The sequence below is a fragment of the Brevundimonas sp. D3-1P genome, from assembly GCF_055809335.1.
Genome location: NZ_CM147908.1, coordinates 1759437 through 1785236 on the forward strand (window position 1 = coordinate 1759437; position 25800 = coordinate 1785236).

At 69.5% G+C, this 25800-nt stretch carries 27 protein-coding genes, 1 tRNA gene and 1 riboswitch; of the genes, 15 read left to right on the top strand and 13 right to left on the bottom strand.

Annotated elements, in window-relative coordinates; all coding sequences use genetic code 11:
• Positions 1–7: 7 nt before the first annotated feature.
• Positions 8–991, bottom strand: a complete 984-nt coding sequence (gene coxB / locus AC0L6G_RS08975) for a cytochrome c oxidase subunit II (protein ID WP_291536604.1) — start codon at positions 989–991, stop codon at positions 8–10.
• 266 nt (positions 992–1257) lie between these two features.
• Between coxB and AC0L6G_RS08980 the strand changes: the two genes are divergently transcribed.
• The 5 genes from AC0L6G_RS08980 (at position 1258) to AC0L6G_RS09000 (ending at position 5008) form a co-directional block, all read left to right on the top strand.
• Positions 1258–1602 carry a PadR family transcriptional regulator gene (locus AC0L6G_RS08980; protein WP_087120506.1) on the top strand — a complete coding sequence of 115 codons (345 nt, stop codon included), beginning with the start codon at positions 1258–1260 and terminating at the stop codon, positions 1600–1602.
• Entirely contained in the window at positions 1599–2207 is a 609-nt protein-coding gene (locus AC0L6G_RS08985; RefSeq protein ID WP_291536607.1) for a DUF1700 domain-containing protein, read from the top strand. The genes AC0L6G_RS08980 and AC0L6G_RS08985 overlap by 4 nt, the downstream gene beginning before the upstream one ends.
• Positions 2204–2983, top strand: a complete 780-nt coding sequence (locus AC0L6G_RS08990; protein ID WP_473251945.1) for a GIN domain-containing protein — start codon at positions 2204–2206, stop codon at positions 2981–2983. The genes AC0L6G_RS08985 and AC0L6G_RS08990 overlap by 4 nt, the downstream gene beginning before the upstream one ends.
• A 148-nt stretch (positions 2984–3131) precedes the next feature.
• On the top strand, positions 3132–4163 hold the full coding sequence (locus AC0L6G_RS08995) for a UbiA family prenyltransferase (RefSeq protein WP_473251946.1): 1032 nt from the start codon (positions 3132–3134) through the stop codon (positions 4161–4163).
• A gap of 11 nt (positions 4164–4174) precedes the next feature.
• Complete coding sequence (locus AC0L6G_RS09000; protein ID WP_473251947.1) at positions 4175–5008, top strand: DUF3298 and DUF4163 domain-containing protein; 834 nt, start codon at positions 4175–4177, stop codon at positions 5006–5008.
• A 150-nt stretch (positions 5009–5158) separates the two neighbouring features.
• On the opposite strand, the gene AC0L6G_RS09005 is transcribed toward AC0L6G_RS09000, so the two are convergent.
• From AC0L6G_RS09005 to AC0L6G_RS09015, 3 genes are read right to left on the bottom strand one after another with little or no spacing between them, the layout of a single operon-like run.
• On the bottom strand, positions 5159–6103 hold the full coding sequence (locus AC0L6G_RS09005; protein ID WP_473251948.1) for an alpha/beta fold hydrolase: 945 nt from the start codon (positions 6101–6103) through the stop codon (positions 5159–5161).
• 37 nt (positions 6104–6140) lie between these two features.
• The gene (locus tag AC0L6G_RS09010; protein WP_473251949.1) at positions 6141–6341 is read right to left on the bottom strand and encodes a helix-turn-helix transcriptional regulator; all 201 of its coding nucleotides are present in this window, start codon (positions 6339–6341) and stop codon (positions 6141–6143) included.
• On the bottom strand, positions 6338–6745 hold the full coding sequence (locus AC0L6G_RS09015; protein WP_473251950.1) for a hypothetical protein: 408 nt from the start codon (positions 6743–6745) through the stop codon (positions 6338–6340). Before AC0L6G_RS09015 ends, AC0L6G_RS09010 begins: the two co-directional genes overlap by 4 nt.
• A 126-nt stretch (positions 6746–6871) precedes the next feature.
• Here AC0L6G_RS09015 and AC0L6G_RS09020 point away from each other — a divergent pair, with 126 nt between their 5' ends.
• Together AC0L6G_RS09020 and AC0L6G_RS09025 are read left to right on the top strand one after the other, a co-directional pair.
• The gene (locus tag AC0L6G_RS09020) at positions 6872–7819 is read left to right on the top strand and encodes a fatty acid desaturase family protein (RefSeq protein ID WP_473251951.1); all 948 of its coding nucleotides are present in this window, start codon (positions 6872–6874) and stop codon (positions 7817–7819) included.
• Positions 7816–8466 (top strand): class I SAM-dependent methyltransferase, encoded by a 651-nt coding sequence (locus AC0L6G_RS09025; RefSeq protein ID WP_473251952.1) that lies wholly within the window; start codon positions 7816–7818, stop codon positions 8464–8466. The genes AC0L6G_RS09020 and AC0L6G_RS09025 overlap by 4 nt, the downstream gene beginning before the upstream one ends.
• 31 nt (positions 8467–8497) lie before the next feature.
• Here AC0L6G_RS09025 and AC0L6G_RS09030 read toward each other — a convergent pair whose 3' ends face one another.
• Complete coding sequence (locus AC0L6G_RS09030; protein ID WP_473251953.1) at positions 8498–9061, bottom strand: type 1 glutamine amidotransferase domain-containing protein; 564 nt, start codon at positions 9059–9061, stop codon at positions 8498–8500.
• A gap of 106 nt (positions 9062–9167) precedes the next feature.
• Here AC0L6G_RS09030 and AC0L6G_RS09035 point away from each other — a divergent pair, with 106 nt between their 5' ends.
• Positions 9168–9548, top strand: a complete 381-nt coding sequence (locus tag AC0L6G_RS09035; protein WP_473251954.1) for a hypothetical protein — start codon at positions 9168–9170, stop codon at positions 9546–9548.
• A gap of 64 nt (positions 9549–9612) precedes the next feature.
• Positions 9613–10482, top strand: a complete 870-nt coding sequence (gene ypfJ / locus AC0L6G_RS09040; RefSeq protein ID WP_473251955.1) for a KPN_02809 family neutral zinc metallopeptidase — start codon at positions 9613–9615, stop codon at positions 10480–10482.
• A gap of 3 nt (positions 10483–10485) precedes the next feature.
• On the opposite strand, the gene AC0L6G_RS09045 is transcribed toward ypfJ, so the two are convergent.
• The gene (locus AC0L6G_RS09045; protein ID WP_473251956.1) at positions 10486–11442 is read right to left on the bottom strand and encodes a retropepsin-like aspartic protease; all 957 of its coding nucleotides are present in this window, start codon (positions 11440–11442) and stop codon (positions 10486–10488) included.
• 210 nt (positions 11443–11652) lie between these two features.
• Here AC0L6G_RS09045 and thrC point away from each other — a divergent pair, with 210 nt between their 5' ends.
• Positions 11653–13047: a threonine synthase gene (thrC, locus tag AC0L6G_RS09050; protein WP_473251957.1), complete on the top strand. Its 1395-nt coding sequence runs from the start codon at positions 11653–11655 to the stop codon at positions 13045–13047.
• Positions 13048–13055: 8 nt separating this feature from the next.
• Here the strand turns inward: thrC and AC0L6G_RS09055 are convergent, their stop codons facing one another.
• Entirely contained in the window at positions 13056–13370 is a 315-nt protein-coding gene (locus AC0L6G_RS09055; RefSeq protein WP_291536631.1) for a CsbD family protein, read from the bottom strand.
• Positions 13371–13583: 213 nt separating this feature from the next.
• On the opposite strand from AC0L6G_RS09055, the gene AC0L6G_RS09060 reads away from it, so the two are divergent.
• Positions 13584–14048, top strand: a complete 465-nt coding sequence (locus AC0L6G_RS09060) for a hypothetical protein (protein ID WP_473251958.1) — start codon at positions 13584–13586, stop codon at positions 14046–14048.
• Between the two features lie 905 nt (positions 14049–14953).
• Here the strand turns inward: AC0L6G_RS09060 and thrB are convergent.
• The 3 genes from thrB to AC0L6G_RS09075 form a co-directional block, all read right to left on the bottom strand.
• Positions 14954–15934: a homoserine kinase gene (gene thrB, locus AC0L6G_RS09065; protein WP_473251959.1), complete on the bottom strand. Its 981-nt coding sequence runs from the start codon at positions 15932–15934 to the stop codon at positions 14954–14956.
• Positions 15935–15938: 4 nt separating this feature from the next.
• On the bottom strand, positions 15939–17675 hold the full coding sequence (locus tag AC0L6G_RS09070; RefSeq protein WP_473251960.1) for an amino acid kinase family protein: 1737 nt from the start codon (positions 17673–17675) through the stop codon (positions 15939–15941).
• A 99-nt stretch (positions 17676–17774) separates the two neighbouring features.
• Complete coding sequence (locus AC0L6G_RS09075; RefSeq protein WP_473251961.1) at positions 17775–17939, bottom strand: hypothetical protein; 165 nt, start codon at positions 17937–17939, stop codon at positions 17775–17777.
• Between the two features lie 170 nt (positions 17940–18109).
• Positions 18110–18222: riboswitch (SAM riboswitch) on the top strand.
• 77 nt (positions 18223–18299) lie between these two features.
• Between AC0L6G_RS09075 and metX the strand changes: the two genes are divergently transcribed.
• From metX to AC0L6G_RS09095, 4 genes are all read left to right on the top strand, one after another.
• On the top strand, positions 18300–19367 hold the full coding sequence (gene metX, locus AC0L6G_RS09080; protein ID WP_473251962.1) for a homoserine O-succinyltransferase MetX: 1068 nt from the start codon (positions 18300–18302) through the stop codon (positions 19365–19367).
• Positions 19364–20545 carry a cystathionine gamma-synthase gene (gene metB, locus AC0L6G_RS09085; RefSeq protein WP_473251963.1) on the top strand — a complete coding sequence of 394 codons (1182 nt, stop codon included), beginning with the start codon at positions 19364–19366 and terminating at the stop codon, positions 20543–20545. Before metX ends, metB begins: the two co-directional genes overlap by 4 nt.
• Before the next feature lie 52 nt (positions 20546–20597).
• A tRNA-Glu gene (locus AC0L6G_RS09090) sits at positions 20598–20672 on the top strand.
• Positions 20673–20889: 217 nt separating this feature from the next.
• On the top strand, positions 20890–21156 hold the full coding sequence (locus AC0L6G_RS09095; protein ID WP_291536643.1) for a hypothetical protein: 267 nt from the start codon (positions 20890–20892) through the stop codon (positions 21154–21156).
• A 60-nt stretch (positions 21157–21216) separates the two neighbouring features.
• Here the strand turns inward: AC0L6G_RS09095 and AC0L6G_RS09100 are convergent, their stop codons facing one another.
• The 3 genes from AC0L6G_RS09100 to AC0L6G_RS09110 form a co-directional block, all read right to left on the bottom strand.
• Complete coding sequence (locus tag AC0L6G_RS09100; RefSeq protein WP_473251964.1) at positions 21217–22161, bottom strand: hypothetical protein; 945 nt, start codon at positions 22159–22161, stop codon at positions 21217–21219.
• Between the two features lie 4 nt (positions 22162–22165).
• Positions 22166–23326, bottom strand: a complete 1161-nt coding sequence (gene carA, locus AC0L6G_RS09105) for a glutamine-hydrolyzing carbamoyl-phosphate synthase small subunit (RefSeq protein ID WP_473251965.1) — start codon at positions 23324–23326, stop codon at positions 22166–22168.
• A gap of 94 nt (positions 23327–23420) precedes the next feature.
• Entirely contained in the window at positions 23421–25658 is a 2238-nt protein-coding gene (locus AC0L6G_RS09110) for a glycoside hydrolase family 3 N-terminal domain-containing protein (RefSeq protein WP_473251966.1), read from the bottom strand.
• Positions 25659–25800 lie beyond the last annotated feature (142 nt).

A 25800-nucleotide genomic window follows, 5' to 3' on the forward strand; every position in this document is an offset into this window, starting at 1 on the left:
GCGCCTCTTACTGGGCGGCCGGCGCGGCGGGCGCCGCGGCGGGATCGGGTTGGGCGGTCGGGGCGGCGGCCTGCGCGGGCGCCGCCTCGCCTTCGGCGGGCGCGGCGGCGGGCGCGGCGACGGGCGTGGCGGGCGTCTCGACCCTGGGCGTCATCGAGCCGCCCTTCGAGGCGATCCACTGCTCGAACTGGGCCTGGGTCACGACCCGGATCTCGATCGGCATGAAGGCGTGGTCGACCCCGCACAGCTCCGAGCACTGGCCGTAGAAGACGCCGGTGCGCTCGGCCGTGAACCAGGTGGTGTTGATCCGTCCCGGCACCGCGTCGGTCTTCAGGCCGAAGGCCGGCAGGGCCACGGCGTGGATCACATCCGAGGCGGTGATGACCAGCTGCACCGTCTTGCCCACCGGCACGACCATCGGTTCGGTCGCCGCCAGGCGATAGGGCACGCCCCGCGCCCTGGCCTCGTCCTCGGGCAGCATGTTGGAGATGTATTCGGCCACGCCCTGATCGGGATATTCATAGGCCCAGTTCCACTGGTTGCCCGTGACCTTCACCGTCAGGTCCGGCTTGGGCATGTCGTGATAGGCGAACAGCAGGCGGAACGAGAACAGGGCGATGAAGGCCAGGATCAGCACCGGCGCCACGGTCCAGACGATCTCGACGGTGGTGTTGTGGCTCCAGCGCGCGGGCGTCGGATTGGCCTTCTTGTTGTAGCGGAACACGATCCACGCCAGCAGGCCCAGAACCAGGAGGGTGATGCCGGTGATGATCGGCAGCAGGATCACGTCATGAAAGAAGTGCGCGTCGTGCTTCAGCGGCGCGGCGGCCGGCTGCAGGCCGATGCCCCCCGGCGTCGGCTGTCCCATCAGATCCTGCGCCCAGGCCGGCGCGGCGGCGAAGATCGCCAGCCCGGCCGTCAGCCCGCCCCCCAGAGCGATGGAGGCGGCGGTCCCCCCCAGCGTTCTCCGGGCGCGATTGCCCTTCCCCATCGGAGTCTTCCCCATAAAACCGTTCTGCAGCAGACACTTGCGAATGGTTCGCAAGTAATCACACTGGCGCGATTTCCACGCCCGGCGATCTTTTTGACCTATCGGATCGCCCTCGGCTTGCCAAGCGAACAACGGGCCCTCGCCGCAAAGCCGCCCAGGATCGGCCGTCGGACGGTCTCGATTAAATCGCTGTCATGTTTCGACAGCTACCTTGCAACGACAGATACCTTGCCGTATTCGATCTCTCGCACACAGGAGACATCGCGGTGCCTGAAACCATCGAGATACAGCTGAAGAAGGGGGTGCTGGGCCTATGCGTCCTGGCGCTTCTGAGCCGGGCGGACAGCTACGCCTACGAGATCGCCAGCCGCCTGTCGGACGCGATCGACATGGGGGAAGGCACCATCTACCCCCTGATGCGGCGGATGCAGTCGGAGGGCCAGGTCGAGACCTATCTGGTCGAATCCTCCGCCGGTCCCTCGCGCAAATACTATCGCCTGACCGAGGCGGGTCGCGCGGCCCTGGCCGCCCAGACCGCCGAATGGTCCGCCTTCACCAAGGCCGTCGACGCCATCGTGGCGAACGACGCCGATCAGGGAGCCGCCCAATGACGCGCGCCGAGTTCATCAATCGCCTGAAGGACGGGCTGGTCGGCCTGCCGACCGCTGCGGCCAACGACATACTGGCCGACTATCAGACCCATTTCGACGACGGCCTGGCCGCCGGCCGCACCGAGGCCGAGGTCGCGGCGGCGCTGGGCGATCCGGTCCGGCTGGCCCGCGAGCTGAAGGCCGAGGCCGGCATCCAGCGCTGGCGCCAGGAGAAGAACCCCTCCGCCGCCGCCGCCGCCATCTTCGCGGTTCTGGGCTTGGGCGCGCTGGACATATTGATCCTGCTGCCCCTGCTGATGGGGGTGGTGGGGACCGTGTTCGGCTTCTTCATCGCCGCCATCGCCCTGTTCGTCTGCGGCGGGGTGATCATGGTCGCCGGACCCTTCGCGGGCTTCCCCGGCGGACCGTTCGCGGCGATCCTGATGGGGCTGGGCCTGATGGCCGGCGCCGTCTTCATCGGCGCCCTGCTCACCATCTTCACCATCTGGCTGGTCAACGGCGTGGTCTGGTTCGCCCGCCTGCACTACCGGCTGCTCAAGCCCGCTCTGGAGCCGACGCCGGCCGACGCGGGCGCCACCAACTCAACCTCGGGAGTTTCGGCATGATCCGCACCCTGTTCATCATCGCCGGCGCCGCCCTGGTGCTGTGCCTGGTCACGGTCGGCGGGGCCATCGCCATCGGCGGCCAGGACCTCCAGCGCCACGGCTGGGCCTGGACCTTCAAGGACGACGACGGCGAGACCGTCCGCATAGAGCGCGTCAAGGGCGGGACCGACGACCTCGGCCCCTTGACCACCCGCACCCTGGCCTGGACCGGAGGCGAAACCCTGACCGTCGATTCCAGCGTCGATGTCGAATATGTCCAGGGCGACGCCAACTCCGTCGTCGTCACCGGACCCAAGGCCCTGGCCGACCGGGTGCGGATCGAGGACGGCCATATCCGTCTGGGGGAAGGTGACGAACGGGTCGTCTTCGGCTGGAACCGGGGCGACTTCTCGGCCCGCACCGAGCGCGACGAACTGAAGGTGGTCGTCACGGCCCCCAACGTGCGCCGCTTCGTCTCCAACGGATCGGGCGATCTGTCCATCAGCGCCTTCGACCAGCCGTCGCTGACGCTGGACATTTCCGGCTCGGCGGACGTCAGGGCGTCGGGCCGCGTCGAGGCCCTGGACCTGACCATCAACGGTTCGGGCGACGCCGATCTCGCCGGCCTGGCGGCCAGGGACGCCAAGGTGGACATCGCCGGCTCGGGCGGCGCCGACATCGCCGCCACCGGCCAGGTCGACGTCGACATCGACGGCTCGGGCGACGTCACCCTGTCCGCCCGCCCCGCCAATCTGAACAGCCGCGTCTCCGGCTCGGGCGAGATCTATCGGGACTGATCGGCCGACAGTTGAAAACCATAAGGGGGGGATGGTCGAACCAGCCCCCCTTTTTCGTCACCCTTAGGGGCCGAAAGGGGCTTCCCGGAGGATGACGAAAGAGCGGGCCGCCCTTCACCCCCCGCGCCATAACCGCTAAGTCACCGCCATGACCTCCGCCCCCCTTCCCGACGCCGGCGCCAATTGGGTGGACCGTCATGCGCCGGAGGCGCTGAAGCCGTGGCTGAAGCTGGGGCGGTTCGACCGGCCCATCGGCATCTGGCTGCTGCTGCTGCCCGGCTGGCAAGGGATCGCGCTCGCTTTGGCTCAGTATCGTCAGGCGCCGGGCCTCTATGACCTGTGGCTGTTCGTCGGCTTCGGGATCGGGGCGTGCCTGATGCGGGCGGCGGGCTGCGCCTTCAACGACATCGTCGACCGCGACTTCGACGCCCAGGTCGCCCGCACGGCCCAGCGCCCCATTCCGTCGGGCCGGATCAGCGTCAGACAGGCCTGGGCCTTCGTCGTGGCGTGCAGCCTGATCAGCCTGACGATCCTTCTGACCCTGCCGACCGTCGCCATCCTGCTGGGCGTCGGGTCGCTGGCCCTGGTCGCGGCCTATCCCTTCATGAAGCGGATCACCTGGTGGCCGCAGGCGTGGCTGGGCCTGACCTTCAACTGGGGGGCGCTGATGGGGTTCGCCGCCGCCCTGCCCCTGGCGGCCGCCGCGCTGCTGCTGCCCGCCGACATCGCCGGGGAGTTCCGGCCCTTCCTGTGGTCGCCCGCCAGCGACAGCGGCCATGCCGTCGCCCTGGCCTGGCAGGCCTATGTCCCCGCCGTCCTGCTGTGGATCGGCGGCGTGTTCTGGACCCTGGGCTACGACACGATCTACGCCCTGCAAGACATCGAGGACGACGCCATGATCGGGGTGAAGTCGTCGGCGCGGCGCCTGGCCTCGGCCGTCAGGCCCGGCGTCGCGGTCTTCTACGGCCTGGCCGTCCTGTTCGCCGCCCTCGCCGGGGCGGTCGCCGGGCTGGGTCTTCCGTTCTGGATCGGCCTGGCCGCCTACGCCGCCCACCTGGCGCGGCAGGTCGGCCGCATCGACCGCGACGACGGCGCCCTGGCGCTGAAACTGTTCAAGTCAAACCGCGAGGCCGGCCTTGTCCTGCTGGCCGCCATCGCCCTCGGATCCATCGGTCTGTGAAGGAACCTGTCATGACCTCCGCCCCCCGCATCCTGCTGCTGTCCGTCGCCGTCGCCGCGACCCTTTCGGCCTCGTTGGCCGCCTGCCAGCGCCGCGAGGAGAAGGCCCCCGCCCCGGCGCCGGCCCCCGCCCCGGCTGTCGCGGCGGACGCCACCCCGGTCGGCTACGAGAGCAAGACCCCCTACGCCGACGTCAAACTGACCCTGCCGCAGACGGTCAAGGCGACGCCGGTCCTGCACGCCGCCCTCTACGCCGACATGGTGCGCGACCTGAAACAGTTCGAGGAAGGCGCCCAGGCCGACCTCACCGAAGCCGGCGGCGGCTCCAATCCCTACGAGAAGTCCATCGCCTTCACCCCGGGCGCCGAGACCGCCAGACTGGTCAGCCTGGCCCGCACCGATTTCGAATACACCGGCGGCGCCCACCCCAACACCAGCTTCGCCTCGGTGATCTGGGACAAGACGACCAACAAGCGGCTGGGCTTCGGCGACCTGTTCCGCCCCGGCGCAGACCTGGCCGTGCTGGACAAGGCCCTGTGCGCCGCCGCCAACGCCGCCAAACAGGCCCGCTCGCCGGGGTCCGAGGCCGCCACCCTGGACGGCAAGATGTGGACCTGCCCCAAGGCCGTCTCCACCCCCTTCTTCCTGACCCCCGGCACGACGCCCGGCAAGGCGGGGGGCGTGACCTTCCTGATGGGGCCGTATCAGATCGGCCCCTATTCGGACGGCTACTACTGGATCGCCTTGCCGCAGAGCGCCTTCCGCGCCCTGCTGAACCCCGCCTACGCCGACCAGTTCGACGGCGCGCCCGTCAAGGCCGGGGACGTGACGCCGAAGAACGGCTGACACTCGAAAGATCCTCCCCCGCCTGCGGGGGAGGGGGCGGACGCCGCACGGTCTTTCACCCAACCCGCAGAGACGGCTTTCGTCCCCTCCACCCCGCTTCGCGCGGTCCCCCTCCCCCGTTCCGCTACGCTGCTCGGGGGAGGATCGGCGTCAGTCCGCCAGAAACGCATCGACCAGTTCGGCGAATCGTTCGGGCTGGTCGGCCATGATGAAATGCCGCGATCCGTCGACCCGGATCAGCGTCGCGCCCGGCAGGGCCGCATACTCCCGCCCCCAAATCGCATCCGCACCGGCCGCCGGCGCCCCGCCGTCCGCGTCCGAGGCGTAGAGGGCCGTCACCGGCGTCGTCATGGCCGCAAGCCCTGGCCGGGCGTCGGTGGTCATCACATCCTTCATGGCCGAGGCGACAGCGTGGCGGTCGCTGGCCATCGACCAGGCGACGATCCGCGCCTGCTCGGCCGGCGTCCGCGACAGGGCCTTGGCCGTCGCCGCCTGCTGCGTCCGATAGGTCGCCGCATCGGCGCCTAGGATCATGGCGGCCGCCCGGTCCGCGAACGGCCGCGCGCTTTCCGCCGTCGCGGTCGGGCCGAACAGGGCGCTGTAGAAGGGCAGGCTGTCCACCGTCATCAGCCGCCCGACCAGGTCCGGCCGCTGCTGGGCCAGCAGCAGGCCGCTCAAACCGCCCATCGAATGGCCGATCACCGCCGGGCGGTCCAGCCCGGCCTGGCGGATATAGCGCGCCAGTTCATCGACTTCGGGCTGGACGAAGGCCCCGTCGCCCTGCGTCCACGGCTCGCCCGCGAACCCGGCCAATTGCACCAGATGCACCCGGCGCGTCGCCTTCAGCCGATCCGCCGTCGCCCGCCACACCTCGCGCGAGGAGGCCAGGCCGGGGATCAGGATCACGTCCGGCCCGGCCCCGACCACCTCGACCGACAATCGGTCCGAGACGAAGGGCGCGGCGGCGACCGCTGGCGTTCGGGATTGGGCGCGCGCCGGTTCGTTGGCGACGCAACAGGCGATCACGACGCCGATCAAAACGGCGAGGCGCGCAGGCGGGCGCACGCCCCTGCAAGCGTGAGGGAGCTTCGACATGGCAATCTCCAATTGTAAGGTTATTCTGACTTTTCGCTCAGCCCGCGTGCGGGTTCTCGAAGATGTCCTCGACCGGCCGCTCGAAGGTGGCGGCGATGCGGTACGCCAGGTCCAGCGACGGGTCGTGCCGCTCGGTCTCCAGGGCGATCACCGCCTGGCGCGACACCCCCAGCGCCTGGCCCAACTGCTCCTGGGTCCAGCCGCGCTCGACGCGCAGCAGCTTCAGCCGGTTCTTCATCGACTGCTCCGAATGAAGGGCGAGGTCGCGCCGTAAAGGGCCCAGAACAGGGGATAGATCAACCAGGCCGGCAGATGCGGCGCCCCGGCGAAACTCTCGCCGAAACCCCAGAAGACCGCGACCGCCATGGCCAGGCCGGCCGCCAGGATGAACTGTTTGGCCGTCACCCCGCGCACGAATTCGTCGCTCTCGCGCATCAGCGACAGGGTGGCCCAGATCTGGCCGATCACGGGCGCCGACACCGCGGCGGCCAGCACCCAGCCCGCCGGCTTGTTCATCACCGCGTCGAAGGCGTCGGTCGTCATCATGGCGATGCAGATCGCCGCATAGGGGATCATGAAGGCCATCGTCCTGATCGTATAGCGCCGGTGCGCCGACGTGCCCTTGTTCCAGATGGACAGCATGGATCGTCTCCGTTTGTAAGGAGAACCTGACACCACTCGAATGTCATGTCAACCTGACTTTTTGTCAGGCCTGCCTCACGGTTATCCGTTGCTTTTCCGAACGCGCCGACCGCGGTAGACTGCGCCATGCCCGCCGCCCCGCGCATCGCTCCGTCGCTCCTGTTCACGCCCCAGGAATGGGCGCCGTTCCAGACGCGCTCGGCCTGGGCGGGGCCGTTGCTGGTCGCGCATTGCTGGGCGGTGATCGCCTTCGCCGTGGTCGCGGGGGTTCTGGTCCCCTGGCTCATCCCGCTGTGCGTCATGATCGTCGGCACGCGCCAGCTGGGCCTGGCCATATTGATGCACGAGGCGGCGCACGGGGGGCTGTCGAAATCGCCGCGCCTGAACGACTTTCTCGGCCATTGGCTGTGCGCCACGCCGATCGGCGCCAGCCTGAAGACCTATCGCCCCTATCATCTGACGCATCATCGTTTCGCCCAGCAGGCCGAGGACCCCGACCTGATGCTGTCGGCCCCCTTCCCCGTCAGCCCGTCCTCGCTGCGGCGCAAGCTGATCCGCGACCTGACCGGCCAGACCTTCTTCAAACAGCGCATCCTCTTGCCGCTGGCCCAGCGACGCCAGGTCGAACCGAAGGCCGGGGCGACCCACGATTACGAGGCCGTGGTGACGGGCCGATCCGTCCTGCCCTTCCTGGTCTTCAACGCCGTCCTGCTGGCCGGCTTCGTCGCCGCCGGCGTCGCATGGGCCTTCTTCGTCCTGTGGCTGCTGCCGATGGCGACCTGGTTCCCGATGGTGACGCGGCTCAGGAACATCGCCGAACACGCCTGCGTCGAAGGATCGGCCGTCGATCCCTTCCGCGCCGCCCGCACCACCCGCGCCGCCTGGTGGGAGCGCGCCTTCATCGCCCCCTACTGGGTCAACTTCCATGCCGAACATCATCTGCTCATGCATGTGCCGTGCTGGAAACTGCCGCGTCTGCACCGCGCCCTCCGCGCCCGCCCCCAGGCCCAGGGCATGGAGGTGTCGCCCGGCTATCTGGACGTGATCCGAACGGCGACCCGTCGCCGGGCATGAGGATCGCCGACCCCGCCGCCTTCATCCGCGAAAACACGCGGCTGCAGACCGTGCCCCATGCGCCCGAGATCGCGCTGTGGCTGGCCGACGAGATCACCCCGATCTGGCGCCTGACCGAGGAGGAGCTGGGCCAGATGGGCCTGCCGCCGCCGTTCTGGGCCTTCGCCTGGGCGGGCGGCCAGGCCCTGGCGCGCTATGTGCTGGATCATCCGCACGAGGCGGCGGGCAGGCGGGTGCTGGACTTCGCCGCCGGTTCCGGCCTGGTCGGGATCGCGGCGATGAAGGCCGGGGCGGCCCAGGTCCTGTGCGCCGACATCGACCCCTTCTGCCAGGCCGCCGTCGCCGCCAATGCGCTCGCCAACGGCGTGACGCTGGACTTCACCGCGGCCGATCTGCTCCAGGCCGCGCCGCCGGACGTCGATGTCATCTGCGCCGGGGACATCTGCTACGAACGGCCGATGACCGAGGCGGTGCTGGCCTGGCTGGCCAGGGCGCGGGCGAACGGGACGCGGGTGCTGATCGGCGATCCGGGGCGCACCTATTTCCCGCGTTCCGGCCTGGACTTCCTGGCCGAATACCGCGTCCCGACCACGCGCGAGCTGGAGGACCAGGAGATCAAGCGATCCTCGGTCTGGGCCATGCCCTAGTCCAGGCCCAATCCGGCTCCAGGCCGTCCTCTCAGACAGACTGGCCGTCGTGCCGCCCTTCGGCGAATTCCTCGATCATTTTGGCGTTGAAGGCGGGGATGTCGTCCGGGCAGCGGCTGGTGACAAGCCCCTGATCGACCACGACCTCCTCGTTCACCACATTGGCCCCGGCGTTCTTCAGGTCGGTGCGGATGCTTTCGAAGGCCGTCAGGGTGCGTCCCTCGACCACCCCCGCCTCGATCAGCAGCCATGGGGCGTGACAGATGGCGGCCACCGGCTTGCCCGAGTCGAAAAAGGCCCGCACGAAGGCCACCGCGTCCGCATCGGCGCGCAACTGGTCCGGGTTGGCCACCCCGCCGGGCAGCAGCAGGGCCGAATAGGAGGCGGCGTCCACCGCCGCCACCGCCTTGTCCGCCGTGACCTTGTCGCCCGGCGTCAGATGGTCGAAGCCCTGGAACTCGCCGGCCTTCAGCGACACGATCTCGACCACCGCGCCCGCATCCTTCAGCGCCTTCATCGGTTCTTTCAGTTCGACCAGTTCGACGCCGTCGGTCGCCAGAACGGCCACGGTCTTGCCGGAAAGGGTGTTCGCCATGGGATATGCTCCGTATTGGAAAGGGGTTCGGGCCGATGAACCCGCGGTCGGTCAAAGGGTTGCGGCTCCGCTTGGCGCGGACGGCCGCCGGCCCCACATCTTCCCCATGCGAACCATCCTGACCCTGGCCGCCCTGCTGGCGGCGACCGCGACGCCCGTTCTGGCCCAGACCGATCCCGCGCCGGGCCGGCCTTACGGAGCCTATCCCGGCGGCGTTCCTGCGGCCATCGCCGACCAGCACCGCTACGAGAACGACCGCCTGCGCGACCGGGCCCAGTCCAACGCCGACCAGGCCCGCCAGCAGCAGATCGAGACCCAGCTTCGCCTGCGCGCCATCGAGGCCGCGCGCGAACCGACCCCAACCCAGCCCCGCCCGCTCCATAGCCCGGAGCAGGAGCAGGCGCTGCGTCAGTCCGCCGCCGAGCGCCGCCAGGAAACCGCCCGGGGCGTCAGCCAGATCGACGCCTGGCTCGATCGTCCAAATTGACGCATCCCTTCCCTTGCACCTGCGTTCCTGCCTAGCTTAACGAGGATCGGGCGGAGGAGACGACATGCGCTGGCAGGGCGGACGGACAGGCGGCGGCGGAATCGAGGACCGGCGCGGCATGGGCGGGGGCGCGATCGCGGGCGGCGGCATCGGCGTGGGCGTCCTGGCGCTGATCGGCTATTTCGTCTTCGGCATTGATCCCGCCACCACGACCCAACTGGCCAGTCAGTTCGGCGGCGTCGGCGCGACCGAACAACAGGGACAGGCCGGCACGCCGCGCGACGAAGCCGGCAAGTTCGTCGATGTCATCGGCGGCAACATCAACGACGTCTGGGCGCAAAAGCTTCAGGGCTATCAACCGCCCAAGGTCGTGATCTACGAACAGGGCACGCCCACGGGCTGCGGTTACGGCCAGTCGGCCATGGGCCCCTTCTATTGCCCGACCGACAAGACCGTCTATCTGGACCTGAACTTCTGGCAGGAGATGGAGACCCAGCTCGGGGCCTCCGGGGCCGACTTCGCCCGCGCCTATGTCATCGCCCACGAGTTCGGCCATCACGTTCAGACCCTGACCGGCACCTCCGACCAGGTCCGCCGCGCCCAGCAGCGCGCCATGGCTCGCGGGGGCGGGGGCCAGGCCGAGGCCAACCAGTATTCCGTCGCGCTGGAGCTTCAGGCCGACTGCTACGCCGGCGTCTGGGCCAGGAACGCCTCGGCCGTCTCGGGCGGCCAGGTGGCGCTGGAGCCCGGCGACATCGAAGAGGGGATGAAGACCGCCCAGGCCATCGGCGACGATACGCTGCAACGGCGCAGCGGCGGTCGCGTCTCGCCCGAAAGCTTCACCCACGGCTCCTCGGCCCAGCGGGTCGAATGGCTGCAACGCGGCTATCAGTCCGGCGACCCGGCGTCCTGCGACACCTTCAGCGGGGCGTGAAGCCTATTCCCCCACGGTGATCTGCATCGGCCGTTCGACGAACAGGCGCGGCCCGCCCAGGTCCAGCGCCAGGCGGCGATCCTCGAAGGCCGCCATGCCGACCAGGGCCTTGGGGAAGCCGGGCGCGGCGACGTCGTCATAGATGGCCACCTCCGCCTGGCGGTAAAGCTCGTCGCCGATGGTCAGGGTGCGGACGATCACCGTCTCGGCCCCGACGACGCCGCCCAGGACGATGCTCTGGCCCGGCGTGCGCGCCCGCCCGTCCAGCAGCCCGGCCGCCTCCGCCGTCTCGCGCGTCACGGCCAGGACGGCCGAGGCGCCGGTGTCGATCACCGCATCGACGGTCGCCCCCTCCACCGTGATCGCCGCCTGCAAAGCCCTGCCCGCGCGCGTCACCGAGATGGGCGCCAGGGACGCCGGGGGGGCCCAGCCGTCGCGCGCGACCAGCTTCAGCCGCCGCCGGCGCGTATCCAGCTCCAGCACCAGTTCGCGCAGCACGTCCTGGCCCAGGATCAAGGGCGCGCCCAGCCCCTTTTCGCCGGCCAGCGGCCCCAGGTCCAGGATCGCGGCGCGCAGGCCCTCCAGCCGCAGCTCCTCGGGTTCGCCGATGCGCACGTCCAGCGTCGCGCCCCGTCCGACCTGCGCCTGGCCGCCGACGCCATAGGCGACCATCGGGATGTCGAAGACCTTCGTCAGCCCCAGCGTCTGGACCAGGGATCGGTCGATGACCGAATATTGCGCGCCGGAATCGATCAGGGCCCGCACCGGCCGTCCGCCGACCGAGACCTGAACCGTCGGCGTGCTGGCGCGCGGCTCGGCATAGGGCAGCCAGCCGGTCGCCCCCGACGCCGGAAACCCCACCGACGGCCCCTTCCACAGCACATGGTCGCGCAGCCACCAGGCCCCGCCCACGCCCCCGGCGATCAGCCCCAGCCGGATCAGAAGATCGCGTCGTCTCATCCGTCAGACATGGACCGTCCCGGCCCGCGACGCCAGCGGGGCGATGTCGCATCGCCCGCCGCCAGGCCCGGAGACGAGCAATGAAGTTGCGCCCCTCGCGCCCCGCACGCCCTCGCCGTGCGCCGCCGCGACCACAAGCCGCCGAAACCCGACAAGATCGTCCAGAAACCGGGTGACGCCGCATCCTCGTCTGGCTAGGACCACAGGGCCATGAACACCTCGCCCGACCGCTACGTCTCCACCCGGGGCCGCTCGCCCCAGACCGACTTCGCCGACGCCCTGCTGCGCGGCATCGCGCCGGACGGCGGCCTCTATATGCCGACGGCCTGGCCCGCCCTGTCGCCAGAGACCTGGACCGGCCCGGCCGATTACAAGGCCATCGCCCTGGCGGCCATGGGGCCCTTCGTCGGCGACGCCCTGCCCGCCGGGGCGCTGGACCTGGCGCTGGATCGGCTGATCGCCGGCTTCGACCATCCGCTGGTCACGCCCCTGGTCGAGCTGGAGCCGGGCCTGTTCGTGCTGGAGCTGTTCCACGGCCCCACCGCCGCCTTCAAGGACCTGGCCATGCAGCTGGTCGCGGCCCTGACGGACGAGGCCCTGTCGGCGTCGGGCGAGCGCCTGACCATACTGACCGCCACCTCGGGCGACACCGGCGCCGCCGCCGTGCGCGCCTTCGCCGGCGCCCGGTCCGTCGATCTGGTCGTGCTGCATCCGCTGGACCGCGTCTCTCCGGTGCAACGCAGACAGATGACCACGGTCCAGGCCGACAATGTGCTGAACCTGGCCGTGCGCGGCGATTTCGACGACTGCCAGCGTCTGGTGAAGGGCCTGCTGGCCGAGGACGCCCTGCGCGCGACCGGCCGCCTGTCCTCGGTCAATTCGATCAACTGGGCGCGGCTGGCGGGCCAGATTCCCTACTATGTCTCCGCCACCGCCCAGTTGGGCCGGGCCGCGACCTTCGTCGTGCCGACCGGCAATTTCGGCGACGCCTTCGCAGGGATCGCGGCGACCAGGATGGGCCTGCCGTCCAACGGCTTCGTCGCGGCGGTGAACCAGAACGACGCCCTGGCCCGCGCCCTGAACGACGGCCTTTATTCGCGTCGCGCGGCGGTGGAGAGCGGCAGCGTCTCGATGGACGTCCAGGCGCCGTCCAACTTCGAACGGCTGGTGTTCGAGGCGACCGGCCGCGACGCCGACCGCACCCGCGCGGTGTTCGAAACCTTCGCCCGCGACGGCGCCGTGGCCTTCGATCCCGAGCTGCTGGCCGCCCTGCGCGCCTCGGTCTCGGCCGTCTCCATCGACGAGGACGAGACCCGCGCCGAGATCGCCCACGCCTATGAAACCTGGGGCCGCGTCGTCTGTCCGCACACGGCCGTCGCCCTGGCCGCCGCACGTCGTCAGGATCGGTCCGGGGGGCCGGTCGTGGCCCTGTCCACCGCCCATCCGTCCAAGTTCGGGGCCTTCGTCTCCGAGGTGCTGGGCTTCGCGCCCGAGCCCGCAAACGTCATCGCCGCCCTGGGCGATCGGCCCGAGCGGTTGAGGGTGGTCGATGGAACGATGGAGGCGGCGCTGGAAGCCGTGGCGGCCTTTTCAGGCCGCCACTGAACCGAACCTCAGCGGCGCTTGCCGCCGGTCAGCACCTTGAGCAGAAACAGGCCCGCGCCCGCGACCGACAGGGTCGTGACCAGCGGACGCTTGCGCGCCTCGGCGGCGACCGTGCGGGCCTTGTCGCGGTAATCGGCCGGGGCCTTTTCGACCAGGCGATCCACGGCGTCCATGGCCTTGCCGAAGGTTTCCAGCGACTTGCCCTTGGCGTCGTTATAGGCCCCTTCGACCTGCAGCTTCTGGTCGCCGACCAGCTTGCCCAGGCCCTTTTGCGTCTTGCCCTGCACCTGCGAAGCGGCGCCGTTGATCTGTTCGTCGGTCATGATTGAAATCTCGTTCTCGGGGAGCGCGGCTGTAACCGCATGAACCATCAAACCCCGGACCGCCGTTCAGTTCCAGCGGCAAGACAGCGCGGGGGGTGTGGGAGCCCGACATGACGACGAGCGGCATTGTCGCAAACCGACCCGTAGCGGACGTTTATCGCCCCTTAGTGGGTTGCGGCCATTGCTGCGACCCTGCGCTCGCGGAGAATGGAAATGCTAGCAGTTTTGGTGACGATTGCGGCGATGCAACTCGGCGACCATGATGCGCTTTCATCGGACATCGATCGTTTCGGTCGAATTTTCATTGTGTCCAGCGGATGCGCCCGAATGGGCTATGAGGTTGACTTCGACCCCTTACACGACATGCAGAGGCAGATCGAAAGCCGAGCGTCCGAGGCAGGTATGCCCGAGGCTGAAATAAGCCGGCGCATAAACGAAAGCATAGTGCGACACGAGACCGACCTTCCGCCTCGCAATCTGCCTGAAGATGCGTTTCCCTCACAGATCATGCAACATCTTCGTGATGTGAAGGAGGTCTATCCACTTCGTTGTGGTCAACTGGCTTGGGAAGCGCCTGAAGCGCTGACATCCGAAGGTTTGAAATCAGGGGACGCCCAGCTGATCGAGCGGATGAGTTTTTTCGAAACCCTTTATGCGCGAGCGCCCGAGAGCAAATAGGTCGGCTCGACCCGCCCGAATGGAACCGCTTGCACCCCTAGTTCTGAAAGCGAACCTCTAGGTTTTCAGCGACTTGGCCCGCGTAAACGGCAATCGACCTGGCGCCCTCCGAAACCGTGCCATAATCCCGCGCGGTCTTTGAAAACGTGAACCCCCGACGCGGTCGGCAATTGCACTCTCTGTTTTCGGCGCTTCGCCTCCCCCGATTCCGTCATCCTCGCCCTTGTGGCGAGGATCCAGACTCCCGGTGTTTTCGCAGGGCGCGGCGCCGCCAGACACCGGGAGTCTGGATCCTAGGGACAAGCCCTAGGATGACGGACGGAAGAGATGCGCCTCCACGAAATGACACGAACGGCACGAACTCCACCCCGTTTCGCGCCGGCTGACCGCGGTATCGGCGAACCTCGAGCGTCGATTTCGCACTATTCGCACTATTCAGACTCTGTTTTCGGCGCCTCGCCTCCCCCAAAACCCGTCATCCTCGCCCTTGTGGCGAGGATCCAGACTCCCGGTGTTTCCGCAGGGCGCGGCGCCGCCAGACAGCGGGAGTCTGGATCCCAGGGACAAGCCCTGGGATGACGGACAGAAGAGATACGCCTCCACGAAAGGACACGGACGACACGAACTCCTCGTTTTCGCGCCGGCCGACCGCGTATCGGCGAACCTCGAGCGCCGATTTCGCACTATTCACACCATTCAGACTCTGTTTTCGGCGCCTCGCTCCCCCGATCCCGTCATCCTAGCCCTTGTGGCGAGGATCCAGACGCCCGGTGTCTCCGCAGGACGCGCCGCCACACACCGGGAGTCTGGATCCCAGGGACAAGCCCTGGGATGACGGACGGAAGAGATGCGCGTTCGCGAAACTGTGCGAACTGCACGAACTGCACCCCGTTTTTTCTTACCCCTCAGACCGGCTCGACCGCCCGCCAATGGTCCAGGCGGCGCAGGAAGACGGCCGGGTCCTTGGGCGTCACCAGATTGGCCGGATCGTGGAAGATGCGGTCGTGCAGCCGCGTCACCGTGAACCGCAGCGCCGCCGCCTCGCCCAGGCGCGGCAGGGCCGCCCGCTCGGCCGCGCCCAACGGCCGCACCGCCTCGTAGCCGCCCTGGAAGGCCGCCAGGGCCGGGGCGTCGGCCCGTCCCTCGGCGTCGAACCCCCAGGCCGACAGGGCGATGGCCAGGTCGTAGGCGAAGGCCCCGTCGCAGCCGAAATAGAAGTCGATCACGGCCGAGATCGCCCCGGACTCGAACAGCACATTGTCGGGGAAATAGTCGGCATGGATCGCCCCGCCCGGCAGATCGGCTCCAAGGCCGGGGGCGCCGAACGGATCGCCTAGCCGATCCAGCGCCCCCTCCACCTGTTTCAGCAGGGCGCGGTCGGTATCCGACGCCCGTGCGACGCCTTCGGCGCAGCGATCCGCCAGCCTTCGCCAGGCCGCCGGCCCCACCGGATTGGCGCGCCTCAGGGGAAAGTCCGCCGCCCCCAGATGTAGCCGCGCCAGCGCCGCCCCGGCCGCCGCCTGATCGGCCGGCGACGGGCGACGCAGCCAGGCGCCGGTCTTCCATTCGATGACGGCGGCCGCCCGACCGTTCAGCCGCCTCAGCCATCGCCCGGCCCGGTCCTCGACGGGCATGGGGCAGGGAAAGCCCCGCCCCGCCAGATGCGCCGTCAGCCCCAGGCAGAACGGCAGCGACGCCGCATCGGTGCGCCCCTCGAACAGGGTCAGGACGAAGCGCCGCCCCCGCCCGGCCTGAACCGTATCCAGCCGGTAGTTGGTGTTCTCCACCCCCTCGGCGATGGCGGTCAGCGACGCCGCCTCGCCGATGTCGTAGCCGGCCAGAAAGGCCCGGGCCTGGGCCAGGGAGACGGGGGTGAAGACGGCCATGACCCTAGTTCAGGCCGGCGTCGGCGCGGCGCGCGCGCACGATTTCGGCCAGGTCGGCCATGATGCTTTCCGTCGTGGCCCAGCGCCCGGCGCCGCGCCCCCGGCAACGCCACACCCGGCCGTCAGCGCCATAGACCTTCAGCGCATTGCCCTCGCCGCGCAGGCTGGAGAACAGCGGGTCGCCGTGGTCGGCCGTCAGGCTGACCGAGGGGGTGACGACCCCGTCCTTCAGATGGGCCGCGCCGATCTGGCGCACCCCGCCGTCGGCCACGGTCGTCTCGGTCAGGGCGTCGCGCGACACCTCGCCTTCGGGCGCGCGGCCGAACGCCTCGTGGCACAGCAGCCGGACCTTGGCCGCCGCATCCAGCCCTTCCAGGTCCGAGGACGGGTCCTCTTCCGCGAAGCCCGCCGCGCGCGCATCGGCCAGGGCCTCGGCGAAGGCGGCGCCGTCGCCCAGCCGCTCCAGCATGAAGTTGACCGTGCCGTTCAGGACCGCCTCGAATCCGACCACCTCGCCGGCTGCGCGGGCCGCGCGCACCGTTTCGACCATGGGCGCGCCGCCGCCGACCGAGGCCGACCAGAAGACCCGCCGGCCGCGCCGTTTGGCCAGATCCTGCAGGCCTCCGGGGTCGCGGCTGACCGCCTGTTTGTTGGCGCTGGCCACGTCGCAGCCCGCCTCCAGCGCCGCGCGGATCACCGCATGGCCCGCCTCGCCCTCGGACAGGGCTTCCAGCACGATGTCGGGCTTGCGTGACAGCAAGTCCTCGGCGCTGGCGGTGAACAGCGACGGCGGACAGGCCACGTCGCGCGGCTTGTTCGGATCGCGCACCAGGACGCCGACCACGTCGTAGCGGGGGTCGGCCAGCAGCCGGCCCAGAACCCCGCCGCCCACCACGCCGCATCCCGCGACCGCCACCTTCAGCGGCGGCAGGGCGGGAGCCGGGCCGGGGGGCGCGGACCGGGCGCCGATCACCGTGCCGTCCGCCCGGTCCAGGGCCGCGACCTCGATCTCCACGCCCCGGCTTTCGCCCAGGTCGATGGCGTCGTGCTGCACCAGGGCGCCGCCCAGCTTGCGCGCCAGGTCCCAGGAGGCGCGGCGATAGCGCAGGGCCGGGGCCGTCCGGTCGTTGGGATCGTGGTCGTAGAGCCCGTCCACATCCTTGACCAGCCGCACCTTCTTCAGTCCCAGTTCGGCCGCCAGGAACACCGCCGTCAGGTCCGAGCCGCCCCGGCCCAGCAGGGCCACCCGCCCGTCCGGCCGCACCGCCCCGAAGCCGGGAACCACCACCACCTCGTGCCGGTCCAGCGCCTGTTTCAGATGATCGGGGCGCAGGCCGCAGGGGCGCGAATGCTCGGGCTCGCCTTCCGCCACGATGCCCAGTTCGCGCACCGAAAGGGCGCAGGCGTCCAGGCCGATCCGGTCGCAGGCGATGGCGACCAGGGCCGCCGACTTCTCCTCGCCCAGGGCCACATAGCCGGGCAGCAGGTCGTTGGAATGGGCCAGGCCCAGCGCCCGCGCCTCGGCCAGCAGCCGGTCGGTCGCCCCGCCGAAGGCCGAGACCACCGCCACCACCTTGCGCCCCGCCCGGACGTGGCCATAGACGGCCGAGGCGACCAGCGGCGCCTCGGCCGGGCCGCGCAGGATGGACGAGCCGAACTTCAGCACCACCACCTCCGGGGCCGGCTGACTGCTGGGGTCGGGATTTTCGGATTTCTCTACGACGGCGAGATTGGCGGACATCTGTTTCTCGGATCTGGTGAAGGGCGTGGGGTGAAATGAAAAACCCCGCCTGGCGGACCGGGCGGGGTTCGGGTTCTGCGGTCGCCAGAGTTCGGCGCGCTAAACTCGTCCCGCCCGAATGGGCATGGTGGTGGTGCCGGTCGTGCCGCCGATAATGGTTCCGCCGAGGATCGCGCCCATGCCGAAGGCCGTCGCGGCCAGGCCTGCGACGGTCGAAAGTTCGGCGATGAGCGAGCGCTGCGGCACGGGTCGGGTCCGGTTCAAATCTGAGCCTTAGGGTGGTCGGATCGCCCCCATGCTGTCAAGCGGGCTTGGACGATTTTTTCGCGACAGGTCGATTTCAACCTATTTCGCACCCGCCTCACTAACGCGTAGGTCGCATTTAGGTGGAATTTTCCGCTTGACCGGCGCCGCCCGTTTGATCAACGTAAAGTCACTCATCAAGACCGGCTGAGGGATTAGGCCCTTTGACGCCGGGGCAACCATCGGGTTCCGCCCGAAACGGTGCCAACTCCTGCGGGGTCCTTCGGGCCGCGAGAGATGAGTGGAGCATCGACGAGGCGACGCTCCACGCTCTGTCACCGCATGAGGCTTGCTGAGGCGAGAACGATGCGGACGACATTGATGACCCTGGCTGAAACCGACCTGCTCGAAGACCCCGACTGTCGCCCCGCGACGGCGCCTTCCCCTGTTCGCCCCGCCGTTCGCGAACGCGGCGGCGCCCGCGACATCGTCGTTCCCATTCCCGCCGACTTCCGCCTGGCCTCGGGCGAAAAACTGCGCCAGCCCGATATCGTGGGCCGCCTGCATGGCCGCGCCGGAGCGCCCCTCGTCGTGGTCGCCGGCGGCATTTCGGCCGGCCGTTTCGTGCATCGCACCGAGACCAACGGCCTGGGCTGGTGGTCCGGCGCCGTGTCGGTGCGCGGCCCCATCGACCTTTCGCGGTTCCAGGTCCTGGCTGTCGATTTCGCCCCAAACGCCGAAAGATGGGGCGCCGAGCGCCCTGAAACCCCCGTCACCATCACCACCCATGACCAGGCGCGTCTTCTGGCCCTGGTGCTGAACCATCTGGAGATCCAGCGGGTCGCCGCCTTCGTCGGCTGTTCCTATGGCGGAATGATCGCCCTGGCCTTCGCCGAACTGTATCCCGACTGGGCCGATCAGCTGATCGTGGTCTCCGCCGCCCATCGCGCCCATCCCCAGGCCACCGCCTGGCGCGGCATCCAGCGCCGCATCCTGCAGTTCGCCGTCGCCGCCGGCCGCCCGGAGGAGGGCGTCGCCCTGGCCCGCGAACTGGCCATGACCACCTATCGCACCGCCGAGGAGTTCGACGCCCGCTTCGAGTCCGCCGCCCCGGCGGCCGTCGGCGGCGCCTATCCGGTGTGCCAATATCTGACCGCGCGCGGCCAGGCCTACCGCACCCACACCACCCCGGCCCGCTGGCTGTCGATGTCGGATTCCCTGGACCGCCACAGCGTGACGCCCGAGGCCGTCAAGACCCCCGTCACCCTGGTCGGCTTCACCTCCGACCGGCTGGTGCCGATCGACGACATCCGCGAACTGGCCGCGCGGCTGCCGACCCTGTGGCGCTTCGTCGAGGCGCCCTCCCTCTATGGCCACGACGCCTTTCTGAAGGAGGACGCCTTCGTCGGCGACATCCTCCGCGCCGCCTTCAAGGACATCAAAGCATGACTTCCCGTCCCGCCAACCCGCACACCATCGCCGCCCGGACGGGCGTGGACTCGGACACGGCGCATGGGGCGGTGATGCCGCCGCTTTATTTGTCGTCCAACTATTCCTTCGCCGGCTTCGATCAGAAGCGGAAATACGACTACAGCCGCTCGGGCAATCCGACCCGCGACGTCCTGGCCGAAACCCTGGCCGAGCTGGAAGGCGGCGCCGGAGCCGTCATCACCGCCACCGGCATGGCGGCGGTGGACCTGCCCCTGGCCCTGCTGGAGCCCGGCGACCTGCTGGTCGCGCCGCACGACTGTTACGGCGGCACCTGCCGCCTGCTGAACGCCCGCGCGAGGAAGGGTCATTTCGAGCTGCTGCTGGTCGATCAGGGCGATCCCGTCGCCCTGGAGGCGGCCCTGGCGCTGAAGCCCAAGCTGGTGCTGGTCGAGACCCCGTCCAATCCGCTGCTGCGCTTGGTCGATGTGGCCGACATCTGCACCCGCGCCCATGCGGCGGGGGCCAAGGTGGTGTGCGACAACACCTTCCTGTCGCCGGCCTTGCAGAACCCGATCAAGCTGGGCGCCGACTTCGTGGTCCATTCGACGACGAAGTTCATCAACGGCCATTCGGACGTGGTCGGCGGCGCGGTCGTCTCGGCCGACGTCGAGGATCACCAGACCCTGGCCTGGTGGGCCAACTGCACCGGCGTCACCGGCTCGCCGTTCGACGCCTATCTGACCCTGCGCGGCGTGCGCACCCTGTTCGCCCGCATCGAGCGCCAGCAGGCGACGGCGGGCAGGATCGCCGAGCGGCTGGACGCTCACCCGGCGGTCAAGGCCGTCCACTATCCCGGCCTGAAATCGCACCCCGGCCACGCCCTGGTCGCCGCCCAGCAGGCCGGCCCCGGCGCCATGCTCAGCTTCGAACTGGACGGCGGCGTCGAGGCGGTGCGCGATCTGGTGGAGGCGCTGGAGATATTCACCCTGGCGGAATCGCTGGGCGGGGTCGAAAGCCTGATCGCCCACCCCGCCACCATGACCCACGCCGCCATGACGCCGGAACAGCGCGCGACCGCCGGCATCGGCGACGGTCTGGTGCGCCTGTCCGTCGGCCTGGAGCACGTCGAGGATCTGATCGCCGACCTGTTCCCGGCGCTGGACGCCCTGGTCGCGGTCAAGGCCGAGGCCGCCTGACTTTTCGCTTGCAGAGGGGGCCGAACCGGGGCAAATGCGCCGCCCCGGCCGCGGTCCCTTCGTCTATCGGTTAGGACGTCAGGTTTTCAACCTGAAAAGAGGGGTTCGACTCCCCTAGGGACTGCCACCGGCGCCGCGCATTTGCGCCTTCTCCGGTCCCTCGCGTGCGCATCGCTCCGTCCTCGGATTAATCCTTTAGTAACCACTGTGTTCGGATCGCGGCGTTAAGCCTCTAGATTCATGGACTTTTTTCGGACGCAACAAGGAACTATCCACAGCCGCTGTGGTTAACCCCCTGTGAACGCGGCGCAGAAGCGCCCTCCCCCTCCTGCACCGAGACATCCATGTTCATCGCCATCGCCCGCCCGGCGGTGGAGCCCGACGGCCCCGACGCCGTCGCCGTCCCCGGCTCTCCCGCCATCGCCGAACTGTCGCCCCGCGCCCTGCACGCGCGCCTTCTGGAAAACGCCGCCCTGCGCCGGATGCGCGGGCTGGAACGCCGCCGCGAACACCGGCTCGACGACGCCGACTACTGGCTGCACGCCGCCCCCATCGCCGTGAAGAAGGCCAGCGCCCTGCGCGAAGACCGCAGCTTCGCCCCCCTGCCCTGACGCCCCGATCCGCGCCGGCCCGGAGACCCGGCCTGGCCGTCGGTCCCCGGCAGGGACGGGTCAGCGCAGTTCGGGCGTCCGGCGGCGCAGCGAGGCCTTAAGCCGCCCCAGCTTCTGGCCCAGGGATTTCGGCCGCACCCGCTTGCGATGCTCCAGCCCCGCGCCCCAGCGAGCGTGGACCGGCGCGTCCAGATGGGGATGGCGGTCGTGCTGATGGACAATGGGACTGACGCTGGCGTCGGGATTGATCACCTGGCCGCCCTCGAACCTCAGCCGGTCGCCGGGCGTCAGGCCCAGGGTCGCGACCCGACCGTAGTTGGCGCGCACCGTCGCCCCGATCAGGCCCTGATGGATCGCCAGGTTGAAGGCCGCCTGATCGGCCCCGAACGCCCCGCCGATCTCGGAGCGCGGCGTCGCCGCCAGCGCCAGGATCAGGCGCGACAACCGCGACACCTCCGCGCGCGACCCGACCAATGTGCCGACGCACAGGCATTGCCTATCCGCCAGCCGCCGCGCCTGGGTCTCGCCGAACAGGGCGCGCAGATACTTCATGTTGAAGGCGTGGTCGGCCAACGGCCCGTCCGCCTCCACGAAGACCTCCAGCCCCTGCGGCGCCGGATCGAGGGGCGGGGCCTGAAAGATCACGTCGCGCACGTCGCAGGCGAGGGCCCCGCCCGGCCGCTCCCCCAGCAGGCCGGCGAAGGCGACGAACCGCTGCATCACCGGATGGGGCGCCCATCCGCGCCAGACCGGCGCATCGACGGCCGTCACGGCATGGCGGGCCAGAAAGGCGCGCAGGTCGGGGGCGGCGTCCGCCACCAGGGCGACCGGCCCGTCGAACACGGCTCGCAGCGAGGTCACGAAGGGGGCGATGTCGGCTGCATCGTATCCGGTGGCGTAGCCGACCACGACATCGCCGTCGGGCAGAGGCTCGAACTCTTGCGTCGCCGCCGTCGCCTGGGCCAGCCACTCCAGATAGTCCGATCGCGCCGCGCCCTGTCTCATGGCCTCAGCGGTCGCCCATAAGTTCGGCGAAACGGTCGAACAGATAAAGGCTGTCCGTCGGCCCGGGCGAGGCCTCGGGGTGGTGCTGAACGCTGAAGATCGGCCTGTCCTTGACCGCGATGCCGCAGTTTGTGCCGTCGAACAGGCTGACGTGGGTTTCGGTCACGGCGGCGGGCAGGCTGTCGCGATCCACGGTGAAGCCGTGGTTCATCGACACGATCTCGACCTTGCCAGTGGTCAGGTCCTTGACCGGGTGGTTGGCGCCATGGTGGCCCTGCTCCATCTTCACGGTCCGGGCGCCCAGGGCCAGGGCCAGCATCTGGTGGCCCAGGCAGATGCCCATCAAGGGCTTGCCGCTGGCGACCAGCTTCTGGATTTCCGGCACGGCGTATTCGCCGGTCGCGGCCGGATCGCCCGGCCCATTCGACAGGACCACGCCGTCGGGATCGCGGGCCAGAACCTCTTCGGCCGTCGTCGTCGCCGGGACCACGGTGATCCGGGCGCCGGTCGAGGCCAGGGCGCGCAGGATGTTGCGCTTCACCCCATAGTCGATGACGACCACATTCCTACGGCCTTCGGTCTTCGGATGGCCCTCCGGCCATTGCCACAGCCCCTCGTCCCATTCGAACGCCTGCAGGGTCGAGGCCGGCTTGGCCAGGTCCAGGCCGACCAGGCCGGTCCACTCGCGGGCCTGCTGCACCAGGGCGTCCAGATCGAACTGACCGTTCGGATCGTGAGCGATCACGGCGTGGGGCGCGCCCTTGTCGCGGATGATCTTGGTCAGGGCGCGGGTGTCGACGCCCGCCAGGCCCACGACGCCCCGCCGCTTCATCCAGTCGTCGAAACCGGCGTCCGAGCGATAGTTGGCCGGATCGGTCGGGACATCGCGGAAGATGGCGCCGCGCGCGGATGTGTCGGACCCGCCGCCCATCTGTTCGACATCTTCGACATTGGTCCCGACATTGCCGACGTGCGGGAAGGTGAAGGCCAGGATCTGGCTCATGTAGGAGGGGTCGGTCAGGATTTCCTGATAGCCGGTCATGGCGGTGTTGAAGACCACCTCGCCCAAGGCCGAACCCACGGCCCCGACGCCGATGCCTTGCAGGATGGTTCCGTCCGCGAGCGCGAGGACGCCCGTCGCGCCCGGAAGAATCTTGGTCGTCATGGGCGCGCTCCTAGAACCGAATCCGGCCCAGATGAAGGCCGCAGGCAAACGGCGGGGTCGTTAAGCCCTGCCGTTCCCCCCGTCAACCGAACCCTCAACGCCCGTCGCTGATCGACGGCGGCCCGACCAGTTGGAAGGTCGCCGTCACCCCGCCCTGGGCGTGGGGCGCCAGCCAGATGTCGAACAGTCCCGGCTCGATCCGATAGGTTTCGTCCGCTCCGATGAAGCCCAGCTGGCGCGCGTTCAGGGTGAAGCCGACTTTGCGGCTCTCGCCGGGACGCAGGGCCACGCGCTTGAAGTCCTTCAGCAGCCGCCCCGGCTGGGTCAGGCTGGCCACCCGGTCGTGGATATAGAGCTGCACCAGTTCCTCGGCCTCGCGACGGCCGGTGTTGGTCACTGTCACCGCCACGTCCAGCGTTCCGGCCCATTGCAGCTGGTTCGCCTCCATCTCGATCGGGCCATAGGTGACGGCGCCGTAGGTCAGGCCGTAGCCGAACGGATAGAGGGCGGTGTTGGTCGTCTCGCGATAGCGGGACTTGTATTCCTCGGTCGCCAGGTCGGGATTGGCCGGGCGGCCGGTCGTCTTGCGGTCGTAGGAATAGGGCTGCTGGCCCGACCTGTGCGGGAAGCTGACGGGCAGACGCCCCGACGGGCCGTGGTCGCCGAAGATCACATCCGCCACCGCATGGCCCATCTGTTCGCCCAGGAACCAGGTCACGACGATGGCGTGGGCGTTCCTGACATTGCCCTCCAGCGCCAGGGCCCGGCCGTTGCGCAACAGCACGACCATCGGCTTGTTCAGGGCGGCCATGGCGTCGACCAGGGCCATCTGCGGGGCCGGCACGACGATCTCGGTGCGCGACTGGGCCTCGCCCGACATATTGATCGCCTCGCCGATGGCCAGGACGATGACCTCGGCGTCGCGGGCGGCGGCGACGGCCTGTTCGATGCCGCCGTCCAACGGCGTCTCCACGCCCGAGCCGCGCGCCATCGTCAGGTTCTGCGGATCGCGCATCGCCGCGCGGAACCCGGCCTCCAGCGAGACCCGCCGCTCGGGCGCGCCCCAGATGGTCCACGGCCCCCAGACATTGTCCACGTCGTCGGCGAACGGCCCGATCAGGGCGATCCTGCGCCCCTTGTCCAGCGGCAGCAGGTCCTGGTCGTTCTTCAGCAGCACCACCGACTTGCGCCCCGCCTCGCGCGACAGTTCGATATGTTCGCGCGACCCGACCACGGCCTTCTCGCGCGCCGGATCGGTGCCGCGATAGGGGTCGTCGAACAGGCCCAGCGCCGCCTTGGCGGTCAACACGCGGCGCACCGCCTCGTCCAGCCTTGCCATCGACACCTCGCCCGAGGCCACCAGGCCGGGCAGATGCTCCAGATAAAGGCCCGACACCATCGACACGTCCACGCCGGCGTTGAAAGCCAGGCGCGCGGCGTCGCGGCCGTCCTCGGCGAAGCCGTGGGCCACCAGCTCCTGCTCGGAGGTGTAGTCGGAGACGACAAAGCCCTCGAAGCCCCATTCGCCGCGCAGGATGTCGGTCAGCAGCTTGCGGCTGCCCGACGCCGGTACGCCATTGACGTCGTTGAAGGCGCTCATGATCGACAGGGCGCCGGCGTCCACCGAGGCCTTGAACGGGGGCAGGAAGACCCCGCGCAGCGTCTGCTCGCTCATGTCGGTCGTATTGTATTCGACCCCGCCGACGGCGGCGGAATAGGCGGCCATGTGTTTGGCGGTGGCCAGGACCGCGTCGCGGTCGTCCAGCCCCTTGTCGCCCTGGAAGCCGCGCACCCGAGCGGCGGCCAGCAGGTTGTTCAGCAGCACGTCCTCGCCCGCGCCCTCGACGTTGCGGCCCCAGCGCTGGTCGCGCGCCACGTCCACCATCGGCGCATAGGTCTGGTGCACGGCCGAGGCCGCCGTCTCCACCGCCGCCGCCCGCGCGGTGCGATAGGCCAGGTCGGTGTCGAAGGCCGCCGCCTCGGCCAGGGGCACGGGGAAGATGGTCGACAGGCCGTGGATCACGTCCGCCGCGAACAGCAGCGGAATCTTCAGCCGGCTTTCCTCCATCGCCACGCGCTGGATGCGGCGGCCCGCCTCGGCGCCGATGCCGTTGAACAGGCTGCCGACCTTGCCCTCGCGGATCAGGGCGGTGACGCGTGCGGGATCGCCCGTGCCGTCCAGCGGGTTCACCGCCGTCGGCATCCAGCGGAACGGATCGGCCAGCAGGTTCAGCTGCCCGGCCTTTTCCTCGACCGTCATGGCCGCGATCAGATCCTCGATCCTCTGGCGATGACGGGCGACGGTGCGGGACGCTTGGGCGGAAACAGACATGGGGAAGACTCCGGCGCCCATCAGGGCCAAAAGCCCCAGGCCAGACAAGAAATTTCTACGGGAAGCCGCAGGCTTGAGAGGTCGCGTCAAAAGCGGCGCTCCTTCGGGACGGGATCGAGCAGCGAAGCTCAGACGCCTAGCC